Source organism: Micromonospora orduensis, from assembly GCF_006228125.1.
Classification (GTDB): domain Bacteria; phylum Actinomycetota; class Actinomycetes; order Mycobacteriales; family Micromonosporaceae; genus Micromonospora; species Micromonospora orduensis.
The window spans coordinates 1-23,572 of sequence record NZ_VDFY01000242.1; the positions used below are offsets into that span (position 1 = coordinate 1).

Genomic DNA, 23,572 nt, shown 5'->3' on the forward strand with positions numbered 1-23,572 from the left:
GTGGGCGGGCGGCGGCGCTGAAGAGGCGTACGGCCAGGTCGGTGAGGGCCGTGGCGGTCTGGTCGATCGGGGAGCGGGGGAGCACGATGTGGCTCACCACCAGCCGGACGATCGTGTCGGCGGCGAAGGCCAGCGCGGCCTGGTCCGCTCCGGGCAGGTGGTCGCCGGCCCAGTCGATGAGCGCGCCGGACGCCTCGGTGAGCACCACCTCGGCCCGTGTCGTGAGGTACGGAAGCAGTTCGTCCGAGCCGCCCCGGGCGCTGGTCAGGATGGCTTTGACCAGCGGGTTCTCGGCTGCGGTGGTGAGGGTGCGTTCGATCGCCGCGTACGCGCCGGCGTGTACGTCGGAGCCGTGCGCGAGCAGTGCGGCGCGGACCTCGCCGACGAACCGGTCCACCTCCCGGCGGGCGAGCGCCTCGGCCAGCCCCGCCTTGCTGCCGAACTCGTTGTAGACGGTCTGCCGGCTCACCCCTGCCGTGGTGGCCACCCCGCCCATCCGGACCGCGTCCCAGCCGGCCGCGATGGTCCGTGTGCGGGCGGCGTCCACGATCGTGTCCCGCAGGCGCTGGCGGGGCGAGTCCGTCGATGTAGTCATGGTGGTCGAATTCTACGACCGCGTTGTCGGCGCGCCCAGGCCGCGTTGTCAGCCCGCCCAGGCCGCGTTGTCGGCGCGCCCAGGCCGCGTTGTCAGCCCGCCCAGGCCGCGTTGTCGGCGCGCCCAGGCCGCGTTGTCGGCGCGCCCAGGCCGCGCTGTCGACCCGTTGAGGCCGCGTCGTCGACCCGTCCGGCACGGCGACGGCCGGCGTGACGGGCGGCCGCGGCGTGGCGCGGCGGCTCCCGGGCGCGGCGTCGCGCCGCCTGACGCATAGGATGTGCGGTCATGGCACGCGTGCTCACTCCCCGCGCGGAGGACTTCCCCCGCTGGTACCAGGACCTGATCGCCAAGGCGAAGCTGGCCGACAACGGCCCGGTCCGCGGCACCATGGTCATCCGCCCGGCCGGTTACGCCATCTGGGAACGGATGCAGGCCGAGATGGACGCCCGGATCAAGGCGGCCGGCGCGGAGAACGCGTACTTTCCGCTGTTCATCCCGGAGAGCTACCTCAAGCGTGAGGCCGAGCACGTCGAGGGCTTCTCGCCGGAGCTGGCGGTGGTCACCCACGGTGGTGGCAAGCAGCTCGCCGAGCCGGTGGTGGTGCGCCCCACCAGCGAGACGGTGATCGGCGAGTTCATGGCCAAGTGGATCGACTCGTACCGGGACCTGCCGCTGCTGCTCAACCAGTGGGCGAACGTGGTCCGCTGGGAGCTGCGCCCGCGGATCTTCCTGCGGACCAGCGAGTTCCTCTGGCAGGAGGGGCACACCGCGCACGCCACCCGCGAGGACGCGCGGGCGTACGCGCGGCGGATCCTGCACGAGGCGTACGAGGACCTGATGGTCAACGTGCTGGGCATCCCGGTGGTGGTGGGCCTGAAGACGGCCCGTGAGCGGTTCGCCGGCGCGACGGCCACGTACACCTGCGAAGGCATGATGGGCGACGGCAAGGCGCTGCAGTTGGGCACCAGCCACGAGCTGGGCCAGAACTTCGCCAAGGCGTTCGACATCAGCTACTCGGCCAAGGAGGGTGGCCGGGAGCACGCCTGGACGACCTCGTGGGGCACCTCCACCCGGATGCTCGGCGGCCTGATCATGGCGCACGGCGACGACAACGGTCTGCGGGTGCCGCCGAGGTTGGCCCCGATCCAGGCGTACATCATGATCGTCAAGGATGGCGAGGGCGTCGCCGAGGCGGCGGCCAAGCTGCGCGACGGCCTGCGCGACGCCGGTGTCCGGGTCGCGCTCGACGACCGGACCGACACCGCGTTCGGCCGCCGGGCCGTCGACGCCGAGCTGCGGGGCTATCCGGTACGCGTCGAGGTCGGCCCCCGTGACCTGGCCGTCGGAAACGCGACGGTGGTGCGTCGTACGGACGGGTCGAAGTCCCCGACGGCGGTGGCCGACGTGGTCGGCGCGGTGCTTGCCGCGCTGGAGGCCGACCAGCAGGTGCTGCACGACCAGGCGCTCGCCCACCGGTTGTCCCGCACGGTGGAGGTGGCCACCCTCGCCGAGGCGATCGAGGCGGCCGCGACCGGCTGGGCCCGGGTGCCGTGGTCGGCGGTCGGCGTGGCCGGCGAGGCCGAGGCGAACGGTCAGGGCGTCACGGTGCGCTGCCTGCTGCGGGCCGACGGCTCGGTACCGGACTCGGAGGACGAGCAGGACCTGGTCGCGATCCTCGCCCGCGCCTACTGAGGTGCTCGTCGACCGGTTCCAGCCGGGTCGGCTGATCATGCACCGGAACGTGCGGCACGGCCGGATCGGGTGGGTCCGGCCGGGCCGGGTGGTCAGCGACGACGAGCGTGGCCTGCTGGTGTGGATCGCCCGGGACTCGCCGGTGGCCCACGAGGTGACCGAGGCAGGGCTGGGGATGCGGGCGGTGCCGTTCGCCCAGTGGATCTCGTCGTCGTACCGGCTGGCGCACGGCCGCTGGAACGGTCCGCCGCTGCTGAAGTTCCTGCCCACCGGGGCGGCGCACTCCGTGTGGTGGTTCTCCGACGCGCGGGGCCGGTTCGCTCACTGGTACGTCAACCTGGAGGAGCACGGTGTCCGCTGGGACGACGGCCCGGTGGCTGGCGTCGACGTGGTGGACCAGGACCTCGACGTGGTGGTGCGTCCGGACCTGAGCTGGCAGTGGAAGGACGAGGACGAGTTCGTCGAGCGGCTCGCCTTCGGGGACGACTACTGGGTGACCGACGAGAAGGCGGTCCGGGCCGAGGGGGAGCGGGTGATCGCGCTCGCCGAGGCGGGTGTGTTCCCGTTCGACGGCACCTGGTGCGACTTCACGCCCCCAGCAGACTGGGACGTACCGGACGAACTTCCGCCGGGATGGGACCGTCCGCCGGTGCGCTGAGCGGTGTTCCCGGTCACCGGTGGCGTGGTGTCCGGGTCCGATGCGGGAGATCGGCAGCGGATCTGGCAGAATGGGTCGCTGGTATCCGGCGCGCGTCCGGCGCCCTCTAACCCGGGCGCGTCGCCAGTCCACCGAGTTGTCTCCGGCCCAACCCCACTGTGCCGGTCGGCGCTCACCCATGCACACCGCCCGTACCGGGCCGGTGAGATCGCAACAGGAGCGAAACAACTGTGGCCGTAAAGATCCGGCTCCTGCGGATGGGCAAGATCCGCAACCCGCAGTACCGCATCGTCATCGCCGACTCGCGCACCAAGCGTGACGGTCGTGCGATCGAGTTCGTCGGGGTGTACCAGCCGAAGGAAGACCCTTCGGTCATCGAGGTCAAGTCGGAGCGGGTCCAGTACTGGCTGTCCGTCGGCGCCCAGCCGAGCGAGGCGGTGCAGCGGCTGCTGGAGCTGACCGGTGACTGGCAGAAGTTCAAGGGCCTGCCGGCCCCGCCGCCGCTCCTGGTCGCCCCCGAGCGGGCCGACCGCAAGGCGGCGTACGAGGCTGAGGCGAAGGCCGCCGCCGGGCTGGCCCCGGAGACCCCGGCCAAGCCGGCCAAGAAGGCCGCCAAGGCCGCCGAGGCTCCGAAGGCCGAGGCTCCGGCCGAGGCGCCGAAGACCGAGGCTCCGGCCGAGGCCCCGGCCGCCGCTGCCGACGCCGGTGAGCAGGCCTGACATGCCTCTGCGTCCGGCGTTGGAGCACCTGGTCAAGGGCATCGTCGATCACCCGGACGACGTCCGGGTGCGGATGGTCGATTCCCGTCGGGGCAAGCGGCTCGAAGTCCGCGTGCACCCCGAGGACCTCGGCACGGTGATCGGGCGGTCCGGCCGGACCGCCAAGGCGCTGCGTCAGGTGATCGGCTCCATCGGCGGGCGCGGGGTACGCGTCGACATCGTCGATTCGTACTGATGCAGCTCGTCGTCGGAAGGATCGGCAAGCCGCACGGCGTCCGCGGTGAGGTCACCGTGGAAGTGCGGACCGACGAGCCCGAGGCACGGTTCGCCCCCGGCACGGTGCTGCGCACCGAGCCGGGGGCGACACCCCCTCCAACCACCGACGAGCCCGGCGTGCCGTTCCGGGTGCCGGCGGAGCTGACCATCGAGGAGGCCCGCTTCCACCAGGGGCGGATGCTTGTCGCGTTCGACGGGATCCTGGACCGGGACACCGCCGAGGCGCTGCGCGGCACCCTGCTCGTGGTGGACAGCGCCGACGTGGCGCCGCCGGACGACCCGGAGGAGTTCCACGACCACCAGCTCGTCGGGCTGGCCGTGGTAACCCCGGCCGGTGAGCGTCTGGGCGAGGTGGCCCGCATCGACCACGCGCCCTCCTCGGACCTGCTGGTGCTGCGCCGCCCCGAGGGGCGTACCGCGCTGATCCCGTTCGTCCGGGCGATCGTTCCGGAGGTCGACCTGGCCGGCGGACGTGTGATCGTCGACCCGCCGGCCGGCCTGCTCGACCTTTAGGACCCACCCCTCATGCGCGTCGACGTCGTGTCGATCTTTCCGGAGTACTTCGCCCCGCTGGACCTGTCGTTGATCGGTCGGGCCCGGGCCAACGGCGTACTCCAGCTCGCCGTGCACGACCTGCGGACCTGGACCCACGACGTGCACCGCACGGTCGACGACACCCCGTACGGCGGCGGCCCGGGCATGGTGATGCGGCCCGAGCCGTGGGGTGAGGCGCTGGACGCGCTCGCGCCGGCCGACGCCCCGCCGCCCCGGCTGCTGGTGCCCTCGCCGGCCGGTGTCCCGTTCACCCAGGCCATGGCGCACGAGTTGGCGGCCGAGTCGCACCTGCTGTTCGCCTGCGGCCGGTACGAGGGCATCGACCAGCGGGTGTTGACGCACGCCGTGACGCGGATGCCGGTCACCGAGGTCTCGCTCGGTGACTACGTGCTGTTCGGCGGCGAGGTGGCGGTGCTGGTGATCCTGGAGGCGGTCACCCGGCTGCTGCCCGGAGTGCTGGGCAACGCCGGCTCGCTGGACGAGGAGTCGCACGCCCACGGGCTGCTGGAGGCGCCGATCTACACCAAGCCGCCGAGCTGGCGTGGGCACGACGTGCCGGAGGTGCTCCGCTCCGGTGACCACGGCAGGATCGCGCGGTGGCGGCGCGAGGAGGGGCTGCTGCGGACGGCCTCCCGACGGCCGGACCTGCTGGCCGCGCTGCCCGCCGATCGGCTCGACAAACGGGACATCGCGGCCCTGGACCGGGCCGGATTTCAGTCACCACCGGGGGATGTGGCAAAGTAGGGGGGTTGCCGCATCCGTCCGCGCCCGTGGGCGGCTGCGAGGATCCCCGACCGGGGTCGGTCCGCCGACCGCCACCCGGGGATCAGAATCACCCACCCGCGCACCGAGTGACGGTGCGCCGTGAGCCTTACGAGGACGCAGCGATGAACATCCTGGACGCCCTTGACGCCCAGTCGAAGCGGACCGACCTTCCCGACTTCCGTGCCGGTGACACCGTCAAGGTGCACGCGCGGGTCGTCGAGGGCAACCGGTCCCGTGTCCAGATCTTCCAGGGCGTCGTGATCCGTCGCCAGGGTGACGGTCTGCGCGAGACCTTCTCGGTCCGCAAGGTCAGCTTCGGTGTCGGCGTCGAGCGGACCTACCCGCTCAACGGCCCGGGCATCGACCGGATCGAGGTCGTGACCCGCGGCGCCGTGCGTCGCGCCAAGCTGTACTACCTGCGCGAGCTGCGCGGCAAGAAGGCCAAGATCAAGGAGAAGCGGGAGAAGCAGCCCAGCTGACTTCCCGCTCGCCACGCCGCCTGAGCTGCGCGTATGCCGTACCGCCCGGACCGCACTACCCTGGTCGTACGGGCGCAGCCAGGCGGCGGCCCCGCCCTCGTGGCGGGCAGCCGTCCACAACCGCCCGTGGAGCCTCGACGAGGCTCCCGGGCGGTGGTGTTTCTGCGGACCGGGGAGTGGCGTGGTGCAGACGCTTGACGAGGACGGCACCGTCGATCCGTGGCGCCGACGGTCCCGTCGCGGCCGCCGCCAGATGCCCCTCTGGCAGGAGCTGCCGCTGCTGCTGGTCGTCGCGTTCTGCCTCGCGGTGCTGATCCGCACGTTCCTGCTCCAGGCGTTCTTCATCCCGTCCGGCTCGATGGAGGACACCCTCCTGATCGGTGACCGGGTGCTTGTCAACAAGGTCGTCTACGACGTCCGTGACCCGGTACGCGGCGAGGTGGTGGTGTTCCGGGGCACCGACCGTTGGGCGCCGCAGGTCGACGAGCAGCCGGAGCCGGGCTTCGCCGGCAAGCTCGCCCGCACGGTCGGCGATCTGGTCGGGGTGAGCCGTCCCGGCGAGAAGGACTTCATCAAGCGGGTGATCGGGGTGCCCGGCGACCGGGTGAAATGCTGCGACACCCAGGGCCGGGTCACCGTCAACGGCACCCCGCTCACCGAGTCGTACGTGCTGCGGGACTCCCCGCTGGACCTGCCGCCCAACCCGCAGGAGTGCCGCTCCCGGCGCTTCGACGAGGTGGTCGTGCCGCCCGGTCAGATCTTCGTGATGGGCGACCACCGGGAGGTCTCGCAGGACGCCAGGTGTCAGGGGCCGGTGCCGATCGACAACGTGGTGGGCCGCGCCTTCATGGTGGTCTGGCCGTCGTCGCGCTGGACCGCGTTGTCGGTGCCGCCGACCTTCGAGGACGTGGCCGGGCCCGTCACGGCCTCCTCGGGCGCGCCTCCGGTCCGACCCACCCCGCAGGGTGGCGTGCTGTTGATGCTGCCGGTGGCGGTGGCGCTGCGGGGTTCCCGCGCGTTCCGGACGGTGACGTCCGGCCCGGCAACGTAGGCTCCTTGGCGTGATTGACGAGCAGACCGACAAGCCGCGTAGCTCCTTCTGGAAGGAGCTGCCGATCCTGCTGGGTGTGGCGATCCTGGTCGCGGTGCTGGTCCGCGCCTTCGTGCTGCAGACCTTCTTCATCCCGTCCCCGTCCATGGAGAACACTCTCAAGATCGATGACCGGGTGCTGGTCAACAAACTGGTCTACGACTTCCGGTCACCGCACCGCGGCGAGGTGATCGTCTTCAAGGCGCCGACCGAGTGGAGCGGCAACCCCGACGGTGAGGACTTCATCAAGCGGGTGATCGGCGTGGGCGGCGACCACGTGGTCTGCTGCGACCCGCAGGAGCGGCTGATCATCAACGGCAGGTCGCTGGACGAGCCGTACATCTTCTCGATGGACGGGGTCCGCGACAAGCCGGCCGACCAGGAGTTCGACATCACCGTGCCGGAGGGCCGGCTGTGGGTGATGGGTGACCACCGTTCGGCCTCGGGCGACTCGTTGGAGCACTGGCAGCAGTCCGGGCAGAACATCACCGAGGCGACCATCCCCGAGGGGGAGGTCGTCGGGCGGGCGTTCACCGTCTTCTGGCCGGTCAGCCGGGCCACCTGGCTGACCGTCCCCGAGCAGTTCGAGGGCATCCCCAAGCCGTAGGACCGACAGGGGGCGTGGGCGAACCGCCTCCGGTCTGGCAGGCTGGGGCGGTGACCGTCTACACCCCTCGACGCGCCGCCCGCGTGCTGCTCGTCGACGCGGCCGGTCGGGTGCTGCTCTTCCACGGCTTCGACCCGGCCCGCCCCGGGCACCGCTACTGGTTCACCCCGGGCGGCGGGCTCGGCGCGCAGGAGTCACCGGCGGCGGGCGCCGCCCGGGAGCTGGCCGAGGAGACCGGGTTGCGGATCGACCCCGCCGAGCTGGGCGAGCCCGTCTGGTCCGACACGACCGAGTTCCCGTTCGACGGCAACTGGTACCGGCAGGAGCAGGACTTCTTCCTCCTGCGGGTGCCGGAGTGGCAGGTCGACACCGTCGGTTTCGACGACGTCGAGCAGCGCAGCATCGCCGGCCACCGCTGGTGGGTGCCCGCCGAGTTGGCCGCCAGCGGCGAGCGGTACTACCCACCCGAGCTGCCCGAACTGCTGGCCCGACTCCTGCCGCCGACCACCGAGGCCCGCCCCGAGGAGGCACCGTGCTGACCCCGCCGCGCACAGTCGTACGCCGCGAGGCCGGGCTGTACGCGCTGGAGCGGGCGCTGCAACGGCGTGGTTTCCGGCACGTGGCCGGTGCCGACGAGGCCGGTCGGGGCGCGTGCGCCGGCCCGCTGGTCGCCGCCGCCGCCGTGCTGCCGGAGGGGCGACGCGGCGAGATCGAGGGCCTGGCGGATTCCAAGCTGCTCACCCCGGCCAGCCGGGAACGGGTGTACGCGGAGGTCGTGGACCGCGCCCTGGCGTACGCCGTGGTGGTCATCCCGGCCGAGGAGGTCGACGCCCGGGGGTTGCACGTGTGCAACCTCGCCGCGATGCGTCGGGCGCTCGCCTCACTCACCACCCGCCCGGAGTACGTGCTGACCGACGGCTTCGGCGTGGACGGCCTGGGTGTGCCAGGGCTGGCGGTGTGGAAGGGGGACCGGGTCGCCGCGTGCGTGGCGGCGGCCAGCGTGCTGGCCAAGGTCACCCGGGACCGGATCATGGTGGAGCTGGACGGGGTGTTCCCGGCGTACGGGTTCGCCGAGCACAAGGGCTACATCACGCCGGAGCACAGCGCCGCCCTGCGGGAGCACGGGCCGTGCCGGGAGCACCGTTTCTCGTACGTCAATGTCGCGGTGGTCTCCGGCCGGGACGGCCGGCCGCCGCGCTCCCGCCGGCCCGCCGGCGCTGGGTCGGACGAGCCGATGGAGCGCTCCTGGGCGTCAGGGGGTACCGTCGGCGTGGCGTTGGGCGAGCAGCCTCGACCTCCGGCGCCGGTGGGGGAAGATGTGGTCATGGAAGGCGGAGTGCGATGAGCGCGGAAGATCTCGAGAAGTACGAGACCGAGATGGAGCTTCAGCTCTACCGGGAGTACCGCGACATCGTCCGCCAGTTCTCGTACGTGGTGGAGACGGAGCGTCGGTTCTACCTGGCCAACCAGGTCGACCTGCACGTGCGCAACTCCGACGGCGAGGTCTACTTCGAGGTCGAGATGCACGACGCCTGGGTGTGGGACATGTATCGTCCGGCCCGCTTCGTGAAGAACGTCCGGGTGATGACCTTCAAGGACGTCAACGTCGAGGAGTTGGAGAAGCCTGACATCTCGCTGCCCGCCGACTCCGGCTTCGGCGGCTGACCGCACCACCCGGCCGCACCACGGGCCCCCCACCCGTGGCGTGACCCGCCGGTCACTCGGCCGGCACCACGACCTCGACCCGCTGCACCAGGTTGTTGGCGAAACCACCCCGGTTCCACGGCTGCTCGACCGGCTGGGTCCGCCCGGACGCGTCGGTCGCCCGCGCGCCGAGCACGTACCGGCCCGGGGTGGCGGTCCACTCGTACCGCCACCGCCGCCAGGCGAAGTCCCCACCGTCCGACGGGTCCAGCTCGGCCGACGCCCAGCTCTCCCCACCGTCGGTGGTCACCTCGACGGCGGCCACCGGCGCGTGCCCCGACCAGGCCCGACCGTCCACCGTGCACGGACCGGGCCGCAGCACCCGTCGACGGGACATGAAGTCGGGGAAGCCGGGCGGGCGGACCAACGCGCGCGGCTCGATCCGGGTCACCGGCACCCCCGGGTCGTCGGCGTCGCGGCGCAGCCGGTACGCCACCGCGTTCTGGTAGCCCTCGAACGGCTCGGTCCGGACCTCCACCGAGTGCAGCCACTTCACGTGCGCCATGCCGTACCAGCCCGGCACGATCAACCGCAGCGGGGCGCCGTGCTGCGGCAGCAGGGGAGCGCCGTTCATCTCGTACGCCAGCAGCACCTCGTCGCGCAGCGCGTCGGCCACCGGCAGCGCCCGCTGGTAGTCCTGCTCGATCCCGCGCTCGACGCCGTGATCGGCGCCGGTGAAGACCACGTCGACCGCGTCCGGCCCGAGGCCCGCGTCGCGCAGCAGCGGCGCCAGCGGCGTACCCGTCCACTCGGCGTTGCCGACGGCCTCCACGAGCCACGGCTGGCTGACCGGCCGCGGGTGCAGCAGCGCACGGCCGTTGCCGGCGCACTCCAGCGTGACCTGGTGGGTGACCCGGGGGCGTTCGCGCAGCTCGGCCAGGCTGACGGTCAACGGCCGTTCGACGGCGCCGCCGACGGTCAGCGCGTGCGTGGCCGCGTCCACCTCCGGAATGTCGTAGTGGATCAGCAGGTAGTGCAGCCCGGCCGGGGTGACGTCGTACCGCAGCGCCTCCAGGGGAATGCCGTGGTTGCGGGCGGCCAGCTGCAACTCCTCCGCGCTGATCGCCTCGTCCGGCCCGGCGAGCCGCGACGGCCCGCTCACCTCGTCCAGGGTCGGCATCCGGTCATCGACACTGGTCATGCGGTGGCCTCCCTGGTCCGGACGGCGGCGGCACGCCGCACCGGCCCAGCCTAGGCCCTCGCCGTCGACGCGGGCACGGCCCGACGCTCGCAACGGCGGCCTGCGGCCGTGCGGCCGACGGGTTCAGTCGGTCAGGAAGCGGAACATCGTCACGCCCCGCGGCAGCGGCCGGGGCTCGCCGACGAGCCGGTGCACGCCGACGCCCACCCGGTCCGCCGGAGTGCTGACCGCGACCTGCGCGAAACCCTCCTGCGCGAACCAGTCACAGATGGTGGGCACCAGATCGGGCTCGCCCCGGTGCCGGGTCCAGATCACCGTGCCACCGCTCGCGCAGAGCGCGGCGCAGTGCCCGACGGTTGCCCGGATGTCGGGGTCCGACACGTTGCCGAACACCCCGCAGACCAGCACCAGGTGGGCCGGCACCAGATCGGCGTACGCGTCGGTCACCGCGGCGTCGCCCGCCACCACCTGGACCCCGGTCAACCCGGCCGCCCGGACGGCGTCCTCGGCCAGCGCGACGTTGCGCGGGTCCAGTTCGACGAGGCGGGCGGTCACGTCGTCCCGGCGGGGGTGCGCGGCGAGCACCGGGATGAGGTCCCGCCCCTGACCGGCGCAGGCGCTGACCACCCGCAGCGGCCCGGCCGGCGCCCGGTCCAGAGCCGCCCGGACCTGCTCCCGCACCTCGGCGAGGCGGGCGGCCAACGCCGAGCCCGGCCGGTCGTAGTCGTCGTGCCAGGAGAGCCAGTCCTTCGTCATCGGCACAGCTTAGGCAGCGTCCGCCGGCGGGGAGACATAGCAGATCATCGACGGCTCCGGGTGCTCGTCCACAGCACCCCCGGTTGTCCACAGCTCGCGGTGCGGGGTGGCGGAAGCTCCGGCCGTGGCCGGAGGCTGCCGTCATGCCACAGTCATCCGTCCGCCGCGCCGGCACCGTCCTGCTCTGCCTCGGGTTTTTACTGGCGCTGGCCGTACACCTCCGCGGGTTGACCGTGCTCGTGGCGGCTGTGCCGGGCCAATCGCCGTCGCGGGCGGTGCTGGCCTCCTCCTCGGTGAAGGTCGACCCGGGACGGTTCCGCTTGCCGCTCGACGGCCCGCCGGCCCCGGTACGCCGATTCGACCCGCCGCCCCGGCCATGGCTGGCCGGGCACCGGGGCGTCGACCTGGCCGCCCCGGCGGGCGCGGTGGTCCGCAGCGCCGGGCCGGGCACGGTGCTCTTCGCGGGCCTGGTGGCTGGCCGCCCGGTGGTCACCGTGGGCCACGCCGGCGGGCTGCGGACCACCCACGAGCCGGTACGACCGGCCGTCCGCGCCGGCCAGCCGGTCACCGCCGGTGCGCCGCTCGGGGAGCTGCTGCCGGGGCATCCGGGCTGCCCGGCCCGAGCGTGCCTGCACTGGGGGCTGCGCCGGGGCACGGAGTACCTGGACCCGCTGGCACTGCTCGGCCTCGGTCCCGTGCGACTGTTCCCCATCGGCGGGGCCGGGTCCGCCGGCACCGGCCCCGCCGACCGGCGCAGTCGGTCACCCACGCCGATCGTCGCGGTCAGTGCCGGGCTGACTGCCACCACGACGCGTTGGCGGCCGCGTGGGCCACCGGTTCGATGATCTCCCACACCTCGGCGATGAGCCCGTCGGTGACACGCAGGACGTCCACGACCACGATCTCCGGTCCCGCGTCGGGCAGCCGGCGCCGCGAGTGCACCACGACGTGGTCACCGTCGGCCAGCAGGTGCAGGATCTCGACCCGCATACCGGCGGTCGGGCCCAGTGCCGCGTGGACAGCGGCGAGCCACTCCGTCCTGGTCGACGTTGTCGAATCCGACCGGTGGTGGACGAAGTCCTCGCTCAGGAACGAGGCGAGCGTGTCGACGTCACCCGTCTCGACCAGCCCCGCGAGCGCATTGTGGACGATGGTTCTGTTCTCGGTGGTCATGGGCGCAAGTGTTTGCCCGGCCTGTCCGGTTGTCGATGAAATCGCACTTCATGGCGTCCGGCACGACGATGAGTACGCTCCTGATCATGCACACGGTCGGGCACCTCCTGCGGCAGTGGCGGCAGCGCCGAGGGCTCAGCCAACTCGACCTGGCGATCGCCGCGGATGTCTCCGCCCGGCACGTCAGCCTGGTCGAGACCGGCAGGTCCAGGCCGAGTCCGGACATGATCCTCCGGCTCGCCGACCAGCTCCACGTGCCGCTGCGTGACCGAAACCGGCTGTTGCTCGCCGGAGGGTTCGCGCCCCGGTACCCGGAGCGCCCCCTCGACGACACCGCCCTGTCGGCCGCCCTCGACGCGGTCCGCCGGGTCCTGCGGGCGCACGAGCCGTTCCCGGCGCTGGTCTTCGACCGCCGGTGGAACATCGTGTTGACCAACCGCGCGGTCGACCCGTTCTTCGCGCAGGTCGCCCCCGACCTGCTGCGGCCACCGGTGAACCTGATCCGGTTGGGCCTGGACCCGCGCGGGCTCGCCCCCCTGGTCGTCAACCTGGCCGACGTGCGTGCGGTGTTCCGCAGCCGGGTCTCCCGCCAGCTCGCCGTCGCCCCGGACGAGGAACTCACCGCGCTCTACGAGGAACTGCTGAACCCCCTGCCCGAGGACCCGACGGGTCAACGGGTCGACGCCGACGTGGTGATCCCGATGATCCTCCGGATCGGCGGTCGGGAGTTGCGGCTCTTCTCGACAATCACCACGTTCGGCACCCCGACCGACATCACCGTCGACGAGATCGCGATCGAGTCCTACTACCCGGCGGATGCGCAGAGCGCGGCCTACTTCACCCGGTAGCGGACCGTCAACGCTGGGCGAGCAGGGCCGGCAACCGCACGGCCAGCCGTTCGTACTCGTCGGCGGTGTTGTACACCTGACCGGCGAGCCGCAGCCATCCCCGGCCGTTCCAGCCGATCACGGCGACCTCGGCGGCGAGCCGCTCGCTGATCCGTGTCTGCAGGGCCCGGGCCGCCTCGATGGTGGTGGCGATGCCGGCGGGCAGCGGAATGAGACGCATGGACACCCCCGGTCCGCCGGGGTCGGGCAGTTGCGCGGGGGGCACCCCCAGCGCGTCCCCCACGACCCGCTGGCCGTACGCGGCGAGCGCGGCGTTGTGCCCCCGGACCCGGTCGACGCCGAGACTGCGCAGCGTGAACAGGCCGGCGGGGGCGGCCAACCAGGACGTGTAGTCCAGGGTGCCCTGCCATTCGACCCGGGCCGGGTAACCGGCGTCCTGCTCCCAGGAGACCACCAGCGGCTCGATCCGGTCCCGCCACCGCGGTGCCACCGCCAGTAGGGCCGTCCCCCGCGGGGCGAACCCCCACTTGTGCAGGTTGCCCGCCCAGAAGTCGGCGCCGATGCTGCTCACTGTCGTGGCGAGCATGCCCGGGGCGTGCGCGGCGTCCACCAGTACCGGCACACCGTGTTCGTGGGCCACGGCGACGATGGCGGCGGTCGGGAAGAGCCGGGCGGTGACCGAGGTCAGCTGGTCGATGACGAGCAGCCGTGTCCGTCCCGGGCGCAGGCCGGTCCGGATGGCCCGGACGATCTGCTCGTCGGTGTCGGCCAGGGGGATCGGCAGGATTCGGTTGACCGCCCCCGTCCGCCGGCATTCCCGCTGGATGGCCAGGTTCACCGCCCCGTACCCGTGGTCGGTGGTGAGCACCTCGTCGCCCGGTTTCAGGCCCACCGACTGGAGCACCACGGCGACGCCTGTGGTGGTGTTGCCGACCAGGGAACTGCCCTCGGGGTCGGCGCCCAGGAACCCGGCGAGGTGCCGGCGGGTGTGCGCGATCCGGTCGACGAGCCCCTGGGTGAAGAAGCGCAGCGGGTTGGCCTCCATCTCGTCGCGCAGCCGCTGCTGAGCCCGCTGCACGGCGATCGGCGCCGCACCGAACGCGCCGTGGTTGAGGTAGCTGACCGCCGGGTCCAGGGAGAAGAGCAGGCGGGCGCCCGGGATCGGCTCGGGAGGCTGCGGGACGCTCACCCGATGATCGTAACCGCCGGGCGTTCCACCCTCCGGCCCGTTGATCAGGCGCGCGGGTGCGCCTGCCGATAGGCGGCACGCAGCCGTTCCACCGAGACGTGCGTGTATATCTGCGTGCTGGCGAGCGACGAGTGGCCGAGCAGCTCCTGCACGGCGCGCAGGTCCGCGCCGCCCTCCAGCAGATGGGTGGCCGCGGAGTGGCGCAGCCCGTGCGGGCTGGTCCGGGGTAGACCAGCGGCCTCGGCGTACCCACCGACGACCGCACGCGCGGTCGTCGGGTTGAGCCGACCACCCCGCGCGCCGAGCAGCAGCGCACTGCCCGAGTGGGCGCCGACCAGCACCGGCCGGCCGCGGAGCAGCCACTCGTCCAGGGCCCGCTGCGCGGGCACCCCGTACGGCACCGAGCGTTCCCGCCCGCCCTTGCCGAACACCCGGACGACCCGCCGGCCGTGATCGACGTCCCCGACGTCCAGCCCGCAGGCCTCGCTGACCCGTACCCCTGTGGCGTAGAGCAGCTCCAACAGCACCCGATCGCGCAGCAGCACCGCCTCGGCCGCCGACCCGCTCGCCGCGTCAGCGGGCTTTGCGCCCGCGCCGTCGGCGGTCGCCTCCACCGTGGTCGCGCGCTCGGTGCCCGCCCCGCCGGCGGTCCCCGCCGTGGTGGTCGTGTCATCGGTGGTCGTCGGCGGCCGGGAGGGTGCCTCGACGAGGGCGGCGGCCTGGTCGGCGCGCAGGACGCTGGGCAGCTCCCGGTGGGCACGCGGGCTGGCCAGCGCCGCGCCCACATCGGCGGCGAGCAGGCCGGCGCGGTGCGCCCAGGCGCTGAACGCCCGCGCCGACGCGGCCCGCCGGGCCAGCGACGTACGGGCGGCGCCGGTGGTCCGCTGCCGGGCCAGCCAGCTGCGCAGCACCGACAGGTCCAGCTCGCCCAGCTCGACGCAGCCCATCCGGACGGCGTGGTCGAGCAGCGACACGACATCGGTGACGTACGCGCGGACGGTGTGCGCCGACCGGTTACGGACCCGGGAGAGGTGGTCGGCGAAGTCGTCGACCGCGTCGCGCAGCGCCGGCGGCAGCTCCTGGTGGGTGGCCCGGGTGCCTCGGACAGACCGGTTCATCGCGGGCGCGCCGATCGTGGCGGCGTGGATGCCCGCCGCGCGGCACGCGCACCCCGACTGACAGCTGGCACGGCACCAGCGTACGGCCGGGTGTCCCTCGCCGCCGGCACGCCGGTGTCACCTCGGCCTAACGGCGGTTCGAGCGCGTGATGAGGAATACGACCAGACCGCCGATGAGGACGGCGGACGTGACAAGACAGCACAGCGTGGCGATGTGCCACGGCTTGATCGCACCCATGACCGTGCACCGTACCGGTCCGTCCGCGCACCCGTCGCCCCGCTCAGGTGCCCTGCTTGGCCTTGGCGGGCGGGGCGAGGGCGTAGCCGTCCTCGCGTCGGACCACCATGGACAGCTGCTCCAGCAGCGACAGCTTGCGCAGCGCGGTCCGCACGTCGACGCCGGCGCGGCCGGCGAGTCTGTCCACGCCCATCGCGCCCCGGCGGGGGAGTGCCTCCAGCAGCGACCGGGCGTCGTCGTCCAGCGCGTCGGTCGGACGCTGGGGGCCTCGGGCCGGCGGGGCCAGGTCCGCGCCGATGCGGCCCACCTCCTCCAGCACGTGTGCCACGCCGGTGACCAGCCGTGCCTTGGGTTGCTCGCGGAGCAGTTCGTGCGCGCCGACCGACATGGCCGAGGTCACCGGCCCGGGCACCACCATGGCCACCCGGCCGGTGTAGATGGCCCGCCGCGCGGTCTGCGTCGCGCCGCTGCGCGCCGACGCCTCCACCACGACGGTGCCCAGCGTGCCCCCGGCGATCACCCGGTTGCGGATCAGGAACCGGGGCCGCAGCGGCTCGGCACCCGGTGGCCACTCGCTGACCAGCAAACCGGTGTCGGCGATCCGGTCGAAGAGCGCGGTGTTGCCCATCGGGTACGGCCGGTCCACGCCGCAGGCCAGCACCGCGACGGTCAACCCACCGGCGTTCAGGGCACCCCGGTGGGCGGCCGCGTCGATGCCGAAGGCTCCGCCGGACACCACGGTCCAGTCCCGCTCGGCCAACCCGTACCCCAACTCGGTGGCGACGTGCTGGCCGTAGCCGGTTGCCGCTCGCGCGCCGACCACTGCCACCGAACGCTCCAGCGCCTCGCCCAGCGGCCAGCCCCCGCGTACCCAGAAACAGAGCGGCGGCGCGGTCTCGCCGTCCACCCGGCGGGTCACGTCCGGAAGTCGCAGCTCGGCGAGCCCACCGACCCGGGTCGGCCACTCCTCGTCGTCGGGGGTGACCAGCCGCGCGCCGAGCCGTTCCGCCCGCTCCAGCGCCTCGGCGGCGACCGCTCGGGCGTCGCCGGTGGCCGACCGGGCCGCCACCGTGGCGTGCAGCCAGCCGTCGGGGCTGCCGCCGTCGAGCAGCAGATCCAGTGTCGCCGCCGGCCCGAACCGCTCGACCAGCCGGTGCACCACAGTGGTGCCCGGCTCGGCCAGCCAGGTCAGCGCCACCCGGGCCAGCCGGCTCTCCTCGTCGGCGCTCACGTCGCCTCCCCCGTCCGTAGTTGGGTCGCCTCGCGGACGTCGTCCAGATCCGGCCGGTCCCGACCGTCCAGATCCGCGATCGTCCACGCCATCCGGATCACCCGGTCGAAGCCGCGCGCCGACAGCGAGCCGGAGTCGAGCCGGCCCCGCAGTTCGGCGGTGACCCGGGCGGGCAGCCGCCACGGCGGCCGGCGCAGGTGCGGGCCGTCCACCTCGGCGTTGAGCCTCCGGCCCAGGCCAGCCCAACGGGTGGCCGCCGCCCGGCGGGCCGCCGCCACCCGCGCGGCCACCGTGGCCGACGACTCGGTGTCTGCGCCGGACGCCATCAGCTCCGCCGCCCGGACCGGCATCAGTCGCACCTGCACGTCGATCCGGTCGAGCAGCGGGCCGGAGAGCCGGCCGAGGTAGCGGCGGCGGACCAGCGGTGTGCATTCGCAGTGCGCGTCGCCGGACGGCTTCGCGCACGGGCACGGATTGGCCGCCAGCACCAGTTGGGTCCGGGCCGGGTACTCGGTGCCACCGCCGCTGCGGCTCAGCTGGATCCGGCCGTTCTCCAGTGGCTGACGCAGCGCCTCCAGCGCGCCCTTGCTGAACTCGGGGGCCTCGTCGAGGAAGAGCACCCCGCGATGGGCCAGCGACACCGCCCCGGGCCGGGCCAGACCCGAACCACCTCCGACCAGCGACGGAACCGTGGCCGTGTGGTGCGGTGCCTGGAACGGCGGACGGCGCAGCAGGTGGCCGCCCGGTGGCAGCAGCCCGGCCACCGAGTGCAGCGCGGTCACCTCCAGCGCCGCGTCGTCGTCCAGCTCCGGCAGGATCGACGGCAGTCGTTCGGCCAGCATCGTCTTGCCCGCCCCCGGCGGGCCGAGCAGCGCCACGTGGTGCCCGCCGGCGGCGGCGACCTCCAACGCGCGCCGTCCCAACTGCTGCCCGGCGACCTCGGCGAGATCCGGTCCGCCGGCGTCGGGTGTCGGAGTCGTCTCCGGTGGCTCGATCAGCGGAGTGCCGTCGCGGACGAAGGCAACGAGTCGGTGCAGGGTGTCGACCGCGCGCACGCGTACCCCGGGGATGACCGCGGCCTCGGCGGCGTTGCCGGCCGGCACGATCACCCGCCCGACGCCGGCGCGGGCCGCGGCGGCGACCATCGGGAGCACACCCCGCACCGGCCGAACCGTCCCGTCCAGTCCCAGCTCGCCGAGGATGACCACCCCCTCCAGCGGGAGCAGCGGCAGCTCACCAGAGCCACCCAGGAGCGCGGCGGCGATGGCCAGGTCGAAGGGCACTATGGGCCATACCTAAATGAAAGCGGGCCGGGCAGGAGTTGGCGCTCCTGTGCTCCCGACCCTTGATCGCCCCGGGAGGCGACCCATGCACAACCTACCGACCCCGCCTGTCTCCGAGCACCCCGCGTGGTGCGACAAGCAGGACTGCGAGCGCCGCGCCGAGCACCGCTCCCCGGCGATGAACGTCGACACGAACCGGCCCGAAGCGGCGATCGTCGACGTCGCGCTCACCCAAGCCCTGCACCCGCTCGCCGAGCCGGCCGTCAGCATGACCGTCATCGAGGGCCAGGCCGCGCAGCACATCGCCCTGTCCATCGGGCAGGCGCGGGTACTGCGGTACCGGCTGGCCAACCTGATCGACGCGGCGAAGGGCGGCCAGCGGTGACCCGGGCGCGCCGGGAGTACCTGCTCCGCGCTCTGCTGCGGATGGTGGCCTTGTACGGGGACGCCGAGCGTGCGTTCGCGCGGCTGCCGCTGGCCTCGTTGGATGGCCGCCGGGCTGGCCGTGCTGCCGCCCGCCGGTTCGCTGCCGTCGAGCGGATCGCCCGCGCCCTGGCCGCTGGTGGTGTGCGGTGAGCCGCGCCGTGAAGGAGGCGATGCTGGCCTCCCACGACCTGTCCAAGACTGAGCGCCTGGTCGTCATCGCCATCGCCGCCCACGCCAACAGCGATGGTGACGCGTGGCCGTCGGTGGCCACGATCGCCGACTACGTGGGCTGCTCGGCCCGGACTGTGCAACGGTGCCTCGTCAAGCTGGTCCAGCTGGGCCGCCTGGTGGTCGCGAAGGTCGCGCATGTCGCGACCCGGGTCTACCGGCTGGTGACCGGGCAGGCGGTGACACCGCCGGCTGCGGGGGTGACAGATTCGCCGGCCGGGGCGACAGATCCGGCGCCCGGGGGTGACACGCCTTGGGTGTCACCCGAAGTTGAAGATCATGGGAAGTTGAAGCGCGCTGGCGCGCGGGACTGGCGTCGCTGGATCCCGAAGAGCAAAACCCCCCCGGGCGGCCGGCCCGAGCGGCGGGGCGCGGCTCTGCCGGTCGCCGGCCGCAGCGGCCAGTGCCCCCGGCATCGGGGATGCCCGGCGGGGAACTGCGGTCCGTGCCGCAGCGAGGCGCTCGCTGGTGGTGTGCGGTGACCCGGGATCAGGCCGTCGTGTTCGTCCCCGCCGAGATCATCAACCCTGCCGAGTTCGCCCTGATCGCTGCGCCCTGCCTTGAGCGGGTGGAGGCGTGCGGGTACGTGTTCGCCGGCATCGTCCGCACATGGGACGCCGCGCAGGCGATGATGCTCGACGGGCGCGCCCACGTGCTGATCGTCGCCTCCATGTCCCATCTGCCGCGTGACCGCAGGCCACGGATTGAGGCGGTGACCGACCCGGTTGCCGTGACACCCGCCCTACCGGACCACGTGGTCCCGGCCGCCGTGACCGCGCAGAACCGCCGCCGGCCCCGGATCGTTCGGGGTGCCCGGTGAGCGGCCGCCGGTTCACCCGGCCGGCCAGGAGGTCCCTCGCCGCCCGGCGCGGCCTGCAGGCCCGCTGGTGGCAAACCCGGGACGGGATCACCCGTGAGCGGCCACCACGAGGCGACGCGTTCGAGGCGGGTTACGAGGCCGGCCAGGCCGATGAGGCGGAGCGCAGCGCAGAGCGGGACGAACAACTACAGCGGCTCGTCGAGGCGGTCGACGCGGCGGAGAACGGGGACCCGTCGCTGCTGGACGCGTTCGTCGACGGCGACCAGCCGGCCAGCGGCGACGACCTGCTCGACGTGGCCGACGCCGCTGGGATTACTCCGCTCGCGGACGTCGACGGCGGGCAGCTCGTCGACGACCTCACGCGGTGGCTACGCGAGCAGGACAGCGGCCGGTGACAGTCCGGCGCGGGGACCGGCTGGTCTGGGAGCACCCGGACTGGCCGGTCCCACTGCACATCGCAGTGGTGCGGGTGGCCCGGGACGGCACGTGGGCGGACATCGACGTGCGCATGTTGACGTCGCAGTGGTCGCGGCGGACACCGCTTCCGCTGCCGAGTGGATGCCGGCCCGACAACTCGACGGGCGAGTAGGGCTAGCCCCTCGGCCGTGGCCCGGACGGTCCGATCGGTCCCGGCGGCCCGCCCGGGCGCGGCTGAGCCTCTGCCACCTTCGATCCCGGGCGACAAGGACCAGGCCGCTCCGGGTGACGTTGACGCCGCGATTCACGATCGGGTCCCGCTACCTGCGGCGGTTGCGCCGCCGCGGCGCCGGATCCGCCGACGATCCGCCACCAGCCGGCAGCCCGCACGTCCTGCTCCAGTAGTCCAGGTGGGCGGAGCGCATCTGGGACGTCATCGCGTCCGGGTCGATCAACTGCCGGGCACGCTCGACGTTGACCGCCAGCTGCTCGCGGCCGGGTACGCGGCTGAGCCCCTCGGCGACCTGGGCGAGCTCGCCGGCAGCGGCGGCGGCACCGAACCGCTCAACAGCGGTGCGGACCAGGCCAGCGGCGGCGGTCTGCTCCTGCGGTGTGCCGGTGATCGCGTCAACGATGAGCGGCTGCCCCAGCTGCACGGCCAGGCCGAACACCGCATCGGCCGCGGCAACGTACTTCAGCGGGTCGACCGAGCGGACCCCGGTCACCACCGCGCCCGGGTAGGCCGGCGTCGACACCAGCGACACCGACACCAAACGCGCCTTCGTGCGCCGCACGTGCAGCAGGCCATCGGGGCGGCGGGTCACGATGTCCCCGGCCGGGTCCTCCATGAACCGGATCGACATGAAGTTGAGCATCTTCCGATGCACCCGGCCGGCCGCGTCCTGCGCCTCCGGCGTCTCATCGACCGACCACCGCGAGTACAGGCCGTCCGCCCGCTCAACCCAGTCGACGGCCACACCGACCGGCCACGGCGTCTCCGGCGCGTAGCCGGGCATGTCGCCGTGGAACACGTGCAGCGGCAACCTTGGGTCGTAGGTCAGCGAATCGCGGAACGCGCCCGGCGCCCACTCCTCGTAGAACGCCCCGCCGATCAGGGTCGGCTCGTTGTACGGGACTGCCTTGCCGGTCAGCTCGGTGAACAGGCCACCAGCCGCCGACGGCGTGGCCGTCAGCGTGGGGGCGGCGAACGCCCGCGTCAGGGTGCCCACCGGTCAGGCCGCCGGGATACCCGTGACCGTCTGCACCCCGGCAGCCGCACGCACCGCCAGGTACAGCGGCCGGGACACGCCGATCTCCACACCCAGCGTGTCCGGGGACAGCTGCGGGTCCCACTGCACCGGCTCACGCTCCAGCAGCACCGCACCCGGTGCCGTCACGATCGCCGTACCGGCCGGCGCGCCGATGCTGACCGCCACCAGCGGGCGCGGCACGTCGCTCTGCCAGCTGGTGCCGATCGCCCGCCGCACCCGCGGCAGGTTGACCGGGTTGACGATCACCAGCCCCGGCACCGCCCCATCGGCGACGCCTTCCGGGTTGTCGGCGAGGTGGTTGTTCATCGCCGCACCCGCCAGCGCCTCCGCCTGGTCCAGCGCCGCACCAAGCGTCGTCGCGTCCGCGCCCGCCACCCGCGTGCCGCCGGCCGCGGCGACCAGCTGCCCGCCGATGTAAATCTCAGCCGCCCGATCAGCCACATCGGTCAGCAGCTGGTCAAGCATCGCCTGCGCGGCCGGGTCAGCCCAGTCGATCACCTGCCGCGGCAGGATCGCGTAACACGCCGCCAGCTGCCGCGCCCGGGCCGCGCCGACGTCGCCGATCGTGACCGCCGCCCCCGCCGTCAGCGGAGTGCCCTCGGTGACCATCGCGCCGTTGACGTTGCCGGCAGCGACACCGGGCACGACCGGGGCGACACCACCAGCGGTGAAAGCCCGCTCCCCCGCAAAGGTGCGGATCAGCGGCAGCGCAGTGCCGATCCCGGTCCCACCAACGGCCTCCACCGGCCTCGGAACAAGGCCGGGGTTGTCGGTGGTCAACTGGACCGCGCGCAGCTGGTCGGCGGCCTGCCGGGCCTCGATCCGCTCCAACGCCGGCCGCACATCCTGCCCGCCGACCCCGCCCAGGTGCGGCACCTTCACCCGCGCCCAGTCCTGCGCCCGGGACCCGCCGATCACACCCGCCGCGACCCGCGCGAAGTCGGCCAGGTCCTGCGCCTGCTCCACCGCCTCCCGCGCACGAGAGGCCCGGATCGCGTCGCTGGCGCCGAAGTCCAGCGCACCCATGGCCAGGTTCCGCAGCTGCCCGAGATCGTTTGTCACCGCTTCAACTCCATCACGTCATCGAGGTGCACCACGGCTGGTCTCGATCGCACCCGCCCGGATTCCCGCCAACGTCGCAAGGTCCGGGCGGGTACGCCGCTCCGTTCGAGTGCCACGTCGATCGTGGCCCACGGGTCATCGGTGAAGCCAGAAAGTGGCCGCTGCTGGCCACTCAGCGCCCCCAGCACCGCCCGCACCACCTCCGCGCGATACCCCGGCAGCCCATCCCGCCGCCGGGCCGTACGCGCCGCCTCAGCCGCCTCAGCGGCGTGCCCAGTCCGCAGCACCCGCGCCAACTCCCGCCGCTCCCCATCGGACAGACCGGCAACGAACGCGGCCAACGCCTCGACGTTCACGACCCGCCCTTCCGCCGGGCCGCCTTCCGCTGCCGGTCACGCGCCCGCGCACGATCAAGGTTCCGCTGGCGGTACTCCGCGGACCTCACCCGGTCACAGGCGTGACAACGCGACATCCGGCCCGAACTGCGATCCTTCCGCGGCGGGAAGTCATCGACAGGCTTCACGATCCCGCAGCGAGCACAGCGTCTCACGTCGATGCCTCCTCGATCAGGGAGAGAGAAATGGACAGAGCGGGGTGTCCGCGGGGTGCCCCCAGGGCCAAAACGACCCCCGTTTTGGCCGGGCGATCATGGGCGGACACCCGGGGTACGTGTCCTTTTTTTGTTCGCTGGTCATGGCTTGCCGGCCAGGCTGGTGAGTCGTGTGATGGCGTCGGTGAGGTCGGCTCGTTCGACGTCGGTGAGTTGGTGTGTGTGGGCGTCGGTGAGGGTGTCTTCGGCGCGGCGTGTGGCCATGGCTACGGCGGCGATGGCGTGCCGGATTTGCGGGTCGTGGTTGAGGTAGGCGCGTTGTTTGGTCATGGTGTCTCCCGGATGCGCTGGTAGGTGGGGCACCAGTCGTCGTGATGGATGGCGATGCTGTGCAGGTTCGGTCCGTGGTGGTCGGCTCTGATTTCCTGGTAGGCGTCGCAGGTGCCGCAGCCGCCGGGGATGTGGGCGCCGTCGTGGGCGCGGATGAGCATCGAGGCGGGGTTGGTGCGGCGGGGCTTCAGCTTCTTCCGGTTGCTCATCGCTTCCCCCTGGTCGTTTGGTCCTGGTCCTGGTCCGGTCCTGCGTGGTCCTGTCGGCTGCGGAGTGGGACAGCTGGTGTGACCGGGTGTCTCCCGACCGCTTGCCGTCCCACCCGTCCCACCCCATCGGATGCCGCTGTGA

General features: G+C 73.0%; 32 protein-coding genes and 1 pseudogene. 20 read left to right on the forward strand and 13 right to left on the reverse strand.

The genetic code is table 11. The features are described 5' to 3' along the window. A partial coding sequence (locus FHG89_RS27220; RefSeq protein WP_139587264.1) for a TetR/AcrR family transcriptional regulator occupies positions 1-595 on the reverse strand: 595 nt, incomplete at its 3' end. A 285-nt stretch (positions 596-880) separates the two neighbouring features. Between FHG89_RS27220 and proS the strand changes: the two genes are divergently transcribed. From proS to FHG89_RS27280, 12 genes are all read left to right on the forward strand, one after another. Beyond that, positions 881-2,287 carry a proline--tRNA ligase gene (proS, locus tag FHG89_RS27225; protein ID WP_139587265.1) on the forward strand — a complete coding sequence of 469 codons (1,407 nt, stop codon included), beginning with the start codon at positions 881-883 and terminating at the stop codon, positions 2,285-2,287. Positions 2,288-2,324: 37 nt separating this feature from the next. Beyond that, a complete protein-coding gene (locus tag FHG89_RS27230) occupies positions 2,325-2,945 on the forward strand; it encodes a ribonuclease FAU-1 family protein (RefSeq protein WP_139587290.1) in 621 nt (206 codons plus the stop codon). A 230-nt stretch (positions 2,946-3,175) separates the two neighbouring features. Continuing rightward, positions 3,176-3,664, forward strand: a complete 489-nt coding sequence (rpsP, locus tag FHG89_RS27235; protein WP_139587266.1) for a 30S ribosomal protein S16 — start codon at positions 3,176-3,178, stop codon at positions 3,662-3,664. After that, positions 3,639-3,899: an RNA-binding protein gene (locus FHG89_RS27240; RefSeq protein WP_172862164.1), complete on the forward strand. Its 261-nt coding sequence runs from the start codon at positions 3,639-3,641 to the stop codon at positions 3,897-3,899. Before rpsP ends, FHG89_RS27240 begins: the two co-directional genes overlap by 26 nt. Continuing rightward, positions 3,899-4,453 (forward strand): ribosome maturation factor RimM, encoded by a 555-nt coding sequence (gene rimM / locus FHG89_RS27245; protein ID WP_139587267.1) that lies wholly within the window; start codon positions 3,899-3,901, stop codon positions 4,451-4,453. Before FHG89_RS27240 ends, rimM begins: the two co-directional genes overlap by 1 nt. A 12-nt stretch (positions 4,454-4,465) precedes the next feature. Continuing rightward, positions 4,466-5,239, forward strand: coding sequence for a tRNA (guanosine(37)-N1)-methyltransferase TrmD (gene trmD, locus FHG89_RS27250; protein WP_139587268.1), 774 nt, complete (start codon positions 4,466-4,468; stop codon positions 5,237-5,239). Positions 5,240-5,382: 143 nt separating this feature from the next. Then, a complete protein-coding gene (gene rplS / locus FHG89_RS27255; protein ID WP_088991045.1) occupies positions 5,383-5,739 on the forward strand; it encodes a 50S ribosomal protein L19 in 357 nt (118 codons plus the stop codon). A 181-nt stretch (positions 5,740-5,920) separates the two neighbouring features. Then, positions 5,921-6,790, forward strand: coding sequence for a signal peptidase I (lepB, locus tag FHG89_RS27260; RefSeq protein ID WP_139587269.1), 870 nt, complete (start codon positions 5,921-5,923; stop codon positions 6,788-6,790). Between the two features lie 10 nt (positions 6,791-6,800). Next, the gene (lepB, locus tag FHG89_RS27265; protein WP_139587270.1) at positions 6,801-7,436 is read left to right on the forward strand and encodes a signal peptidase I; all 636 of its coding nucleotides are present in this window, start codon (positions 6,801-6,803) and stop codon (positions 7,434-7,436) included. Between the two features lie 50 nt (positions 7,437-7,486). After that, positions 7,487-7,975, forward strand: a complete 489-nt coding sequence (locus FHG89_RS27270; RefSeq protein WP_139587271.1) for an NUDIX hydrolase — start codon at positions 7,487-7,489, stop codon at positions 7,973-7,975. Beyond that, the gene (locus FHG89_RS27275) at positions 7,969-8,781 is read left to right on the forward strand and encodes a ribonuclease HII (protein ID WP_139587272.1); all 813 of its coding nucleotides are present in this window, start codon (positions 7,969-7,971) and stop codon (positions 8,779-8,781) included. The genes FHG89_RS27270 and FHG89_RS27275 overlap by 7 nt, the downstream gene beginning before the upstream one ends. Continuing rightward, positions 8,778-9,101, forward strand: a complete 324-nt coding sequence (locus FHG89_RS27280; protein ID WP_007075222.1) for a DUF2469 domain-containing protein — start codon at positions 8,778-8,780, stop codon at positions 9,099-9,101. Before FHG89_RS27275 ends, FHG89_RS27280 begins: the two co-directional genes overlap by 4 nt. A gap of 52 nt (positions 9,102-9,153) precedes the next feature. Here FHG89_RS27280 and FHG89_RS27285 read toward each other — a convergent pair whose 3' ends face one another. Further along, complete coding sequence (locus FHG89_RS27285) at positions 9,154-10,281, reverse strand: sulfite oxidase (protein WP_244295906.1); 1,128 nt, start codon at positions 10,279-10,281, stop codon at positions 9,154-9,156. 123 nt (positions 10,282-10,404) lie between these two features. After that, positions 10,405-11,037 carry a class I SAM-dependent methyltransferase family protein gene (locus FHG89_RS27290; protein WP_139587273.1) on the reverse strand — a complete coding sequence of 211 codons (633 nt, stop codon included), beginning with the start codon at positions 11,035-11,037 and terminating at the stop codon, positions 10,405-10,407. 143 nt (positions 11,038-11,180) lie between these two features. On the opposite strand from FHG89_RS27290, the gene FHG89_RS27295 reads away from it, so the two are divergent. Next, positions 11,181-11,882: a murein hydrolase activator EnvC family protein gene (locus tag FHG89_RS27295; protein ID WP_139587274.1), complete on the forward strand. Its 702-nt coding sequence runs from the start codon at positions 11,181-11,183 to the stop codon at positions 11,880-11,882. Here the strand turns inward: FHG89_RS27295 and FHG89_RS27300 are convergent. Next, positions 11,821-12,210 (reverse strand): nuclear transport factor 2 family protein, encoded by a 390-nt coding sequence (locus FHG89_RS27300; protein ID WP_139587275.1) that lies wholly within the window; start codon positions 12,208-12,210, stop codon positions 11,821-11,823. The genes FHG89_RS27295 and FHG89_RS27300 overlap by 62 nt on opposite strands. A 68-nt stretch (positions 12,211-12,278) precedes the next feature. Between FHG89_RS27300 and FHG89_RS27305 the strand changes: the two genes are divergently transcribed. Next, complete coding sequence (locus FHG89_RS27305) at positions 12,279-13,058, forward strand: helix-turn-helix domain-containing protein (RefSeq protein WP_244295907.1); 780 nt, start codon at positions 12,279-12,281, stop codon at positions 13,056-13,058. 7 nt (positions 13,059-13,065) lie between these two features. On the opposite strand, the gene FHG89_RS27310 is transcribed toward FHG89_RS27305, so the two are convergent. From FHG89_RS27310 to FHG89_RS27325, 4 genes and pseudogenes are all read right to left on the reverse strand, one after another. Next, complete coding sequence (locus FHG89_RS27310) at positions 13,066-14,247, reverse strand: aminotransferase class V-fold PLP-dependent enzyme (protein WP_139587276.1); 1,182 nt, start codon at positions 14,245-14,247, stop codon at positions 13,066-13,068. 44 nt (positions 14,248-14,291) lie between these two features. Beyond that, positions 14,292-15,365 carry a tyrosine recombinase XerC gene (locus FHG89_RS27315; protein WP_139587277.1) on the reverse strand — a complete coding sequence of 358 codons (1,074 nt, stop codon included), beginning with the start codon at positions 15,363-15,365 and terminating at the stop codon, positions 14,292-14,294. A 281-nt stretch (positions 15,366-15,646) separates the two neighbouring features. Next, a complete protein-coding gene (dprA, locus tag FHG89_RS27320) occupies positions 15,647-16,921 on the reverse strand; it encodes a DNA-processing protein DprA (RefSeq protein WP_425280223.1) in 1,275 nt (424 codons plus the stop codon). Continuing rightward, positions 16,831-18,111 (reverse strand): annotated as a pseudogene (locus FHG89_RS27325) (YifB family Mg chelatase-like AAA ATPase); the annotation flags it as partial. The pseudogene FHG89_RS27325 and the gene dprA, both read right to left, overlap by 91 nt. 91 nt (positions 18,112-18,202) lie before the next feature. On the opposite strand from FHG89_RS27325, the gene FHG89_RS27330 reads away from it, so the two are divergent. From FHG89_RS27330 to FHG89_RS27355, 6 genes are read left to right on the forward strand one after another with little or no spacing between them, the layout of a single operon-like run. Continuing rightward, complete coding sequence (locus FHG89_RS27330; RefSeq protein ID WP_139587279.1) at positions 18,203-18,502, forward strand: hypothetical protein; 300 nt, start codon at positions 18,203-18,205, stop codon at positions 18,500-18,502. Next, on the forward strand, positions 18,499-18,693 hold the full coding sequence (locus FHG89_RS27335; protein ID WP_139587280.1) for a hypothetical protein: 195 nt from the start codon (positions 18,499-18,501) through the stop codon (positions 18,691-18,693). The genes FHG89_RS27330 and FHG89_RS27335 overlap by 4 nt, the downstream gene beginning before the upstream one ends. Beyond that, positions 18,690-19,253 (forward strand): helix-turn-helix domain-containing protein, encoded by a 564-nt coding sequence (locus FHG89_RS27340; RefSeq protein ID WP_139587281.1) that lies wholly within the window; start codon positions 18,690-18,692, stop codon positions 19,251-19,253. The genes FHG89_RS27335 and FHG89_RS27340 overlap by 4 nt, the downstream gene beginning before the upstream one ends. Further along, positions 19,250-19,591 (forward strand): hypothetical protein, encoded by a 342-nt coding sequence (locus FHG89_RS27345; RefSeq protein WP_139587282.1) that lies wholly within the window; start codon positions 19,250-19,252, stop codon positions 19,589-19,591. The genes FHG89_RS27340 and FHG89_RS27345 overlap by 4 nt, the downstream gene beginning before the upstream one ends. Beyond that, the gene (locus FHG89_RS27350; RefSeq protein WP_139587283.1) at positions 19,588-19,986 is read left to right on the forward strand and encodes a hypothetical protein; all 399 of its coding nucleotides are present in this window, start codon (positions 19,588-19,590) and stop codon (positions 19,984-19,986) included. The genes FHG89_RS27345 and FHG89_RS27350 overlap by 4 nt, the downstream gene beginning before the upstream one ends. Further along, positions 19,983-20,180: a hypothetical protein gene (locus FHG89_RS27355; protein ID WP_139587284.1), complete on the forward strand. Its 198-nt coding sequence runs from the start codon at positions 19,983-19,985 to the stop codon at positions 20,178-20,180. Before FHG89_RS27350 ends, FHG89_RS27355 begins: the two co-directional genes overlap by 4 nt. A 148-nt stretch (positions 20,181-20,328) precedes the next feature. Here FHG89_RS27355 and FHG89_RS27360 read toward each other — a convergent pair whose 3' ends face one another. The 5 genes from FHG89_RS27360 to FHG89_RS27380 form a co-directional block, all read right to left on the reverse strand. Next, positions 20,329-21,237, reverse strand: a complete 909-nt coding sequence (locus FHG89_RS27360) for an HK97 family phage prohead protease (RefSeq protein ID WP_139587285.1) — start codon at positions 21,235-21,237, stop codon at positions 20,329-20,331. 3 nt (positions 21,238-21,240) lie between these two features. Further along, entirely contained in the window at positions 21,241-22,341 is a 1,101-nt protein-coding gene (locus tag FHG89_RS27365) for a hypothetical protein (protein ID WP_139587286.1), read from the reverse strand. Then, a complete protein-coding gene (locus FHG89_RS27370; RefSeq protein ID WP_139587287.1) occupies positions 22,338-22,697 on the reverse strand; it encodes a hypothetical protein in 360 nt (119 codons plus the stop codon). Before FHG89_RS27370 ends, FHG89_RS27365 begins: the two co-directional genes overlap by 4 nt. 335 nt (positions 22,698-23,032) lie before the next feature. Then, complete coding sequence (locus tag FHG89_RS27375) at positions 23,033-23,221, reverse strand: hypothetical protein (protein ID WP_139587288.1); 189 nt, start codon at positions 23,219-23,221, stop codon at positions 23,033-23,035. Further along, positions 23,218-23,430, reverse strand: a complete 213-nt coding sequence (locus FHG89_RS27380) for a hypothetical protein (RefSeq protein ID WP_139587289.1) — start codon at positions 23,428-23,430, stop codon at positions 23,218-23,220. Before FHG89_RS27380 ends, FHG89_RS27375 begins: the two co-directional genes overlap by 4 nt. Positions 23,431-23,572: the final 142 nt, after the last annotated feature.

What these genes read in the sequence shown, in the direction of transcription:
- FHG89_RS27285 (WP_244295906.1), bottom strand. Translation starts at nt 10,281, where the DNA reads ATGACCAGTGTCGATGACCGGATGCCGACCCTGGACGAGGTGAGCGGG.
- rimM (WP_139587267.1), top strand. Translation starts at nt 3,899, where the DNA reads ATGCAGCTCGTCGTCGGAAGGATCGGCAAGCCGCACGGCGTCCGCGGT.
- FHG89_RS27330 (WP_139587279.1), top strand. Translation starts at nt 18,203, where the DNA reads ATGCACAACCTACCGACCCCGCCTGTCTCCGAGCACCCCGCGTGGTGC.
- FHG89_RS27280 (WP_007075222.1), top strand. Translation starts at nt 8,778, where the DNA reads ATGAGCGCGGAAGATCTCGAGAAGTACGAGACCGAGATGGAGCTTCAG.
- trmD (WP_139587268.1), top strand. Translation starts at nt 4,466, where the DNA reads ATGCGCGTCGACGTCGTGTCGATCTTTCCGGAGTACTTCGCCCCGCTG.
- FHG89_RS27295 (WP_139587274.1), top strand. Translation starts at nt 11,181, where the DNA reads ATGCCACAGTCATCCGTCCGCCGCGCCGGCACCGTCCTGCTCTGCCTC.
- FHG89_RS27375 (WP_139587288.1), bottom strand. Translation starts at nt 23,221, where the DNA reads ATGACCAAACAACGCGCCTACCTCAACCACGACCCGCAAATCCGGCAC.
- proS (WP_139587265.1), top strand. Translation starts at nt 881, where the DNA reads ATGGCACGCGTGCTCACTCCCCGCGCGGAGGACTTCCCCCGCTGGTAC.
- rplS (WP_088991045.1), top strand. Translation starts at nt 5,383, where the DNA reads ATGAACATCCTGGACGCCCTTGACGCCCAGTCGAAGCGGACCGACCTT.
- FHG89_RS27380 (WP_139587289.1), bottom strand. Translation starts at nt 23,430, where the DNA reads ATGAGCAACCGGAAGAAGCTGAAGCCCCGCCGCACCAACCCCGCCTCG.
- FHG89_RS27230 (WP_139587290.1), top strand. Translation starts at nt 2,325, where the DNA reads ATGCACCGGAACGTGCGGCACGGCCGGATCGGGTGGGTCCGGCCGGGC.
- FHG89_RS27300 (WP_139587275.1), bottom strand. Translation starts at nt 12,210, where the DNA reads ATGACCACCGAGAACAGAACCATCGTCCACAATGCGCTCGCGGGGCTG.
- FHG89_RS27315 (WP_139587277.1), bottom strand. Translation starts at nt 15,365, where the DNA reads ATGAACCGGTCTGTCCGAGGCACCCGGGCCACCCACCAGGAGCTGCCG.
- FHG89_RS27305 (WP_244295907.1), top strand. Translation starts at nt 12,279, where the DNA reads ATGAGTACGCTCCTGATCATGCACACGGTCGGGCACCTCCTGCGGCAG.
- FHG89_RS27290 (WP_139587273.1), bottom strand. Translation starts at nt 11,037, where the DNA reads ATGACGAAGGACTGGCTCTCCTGGCACGACGACTACGACCGGCCGGGC.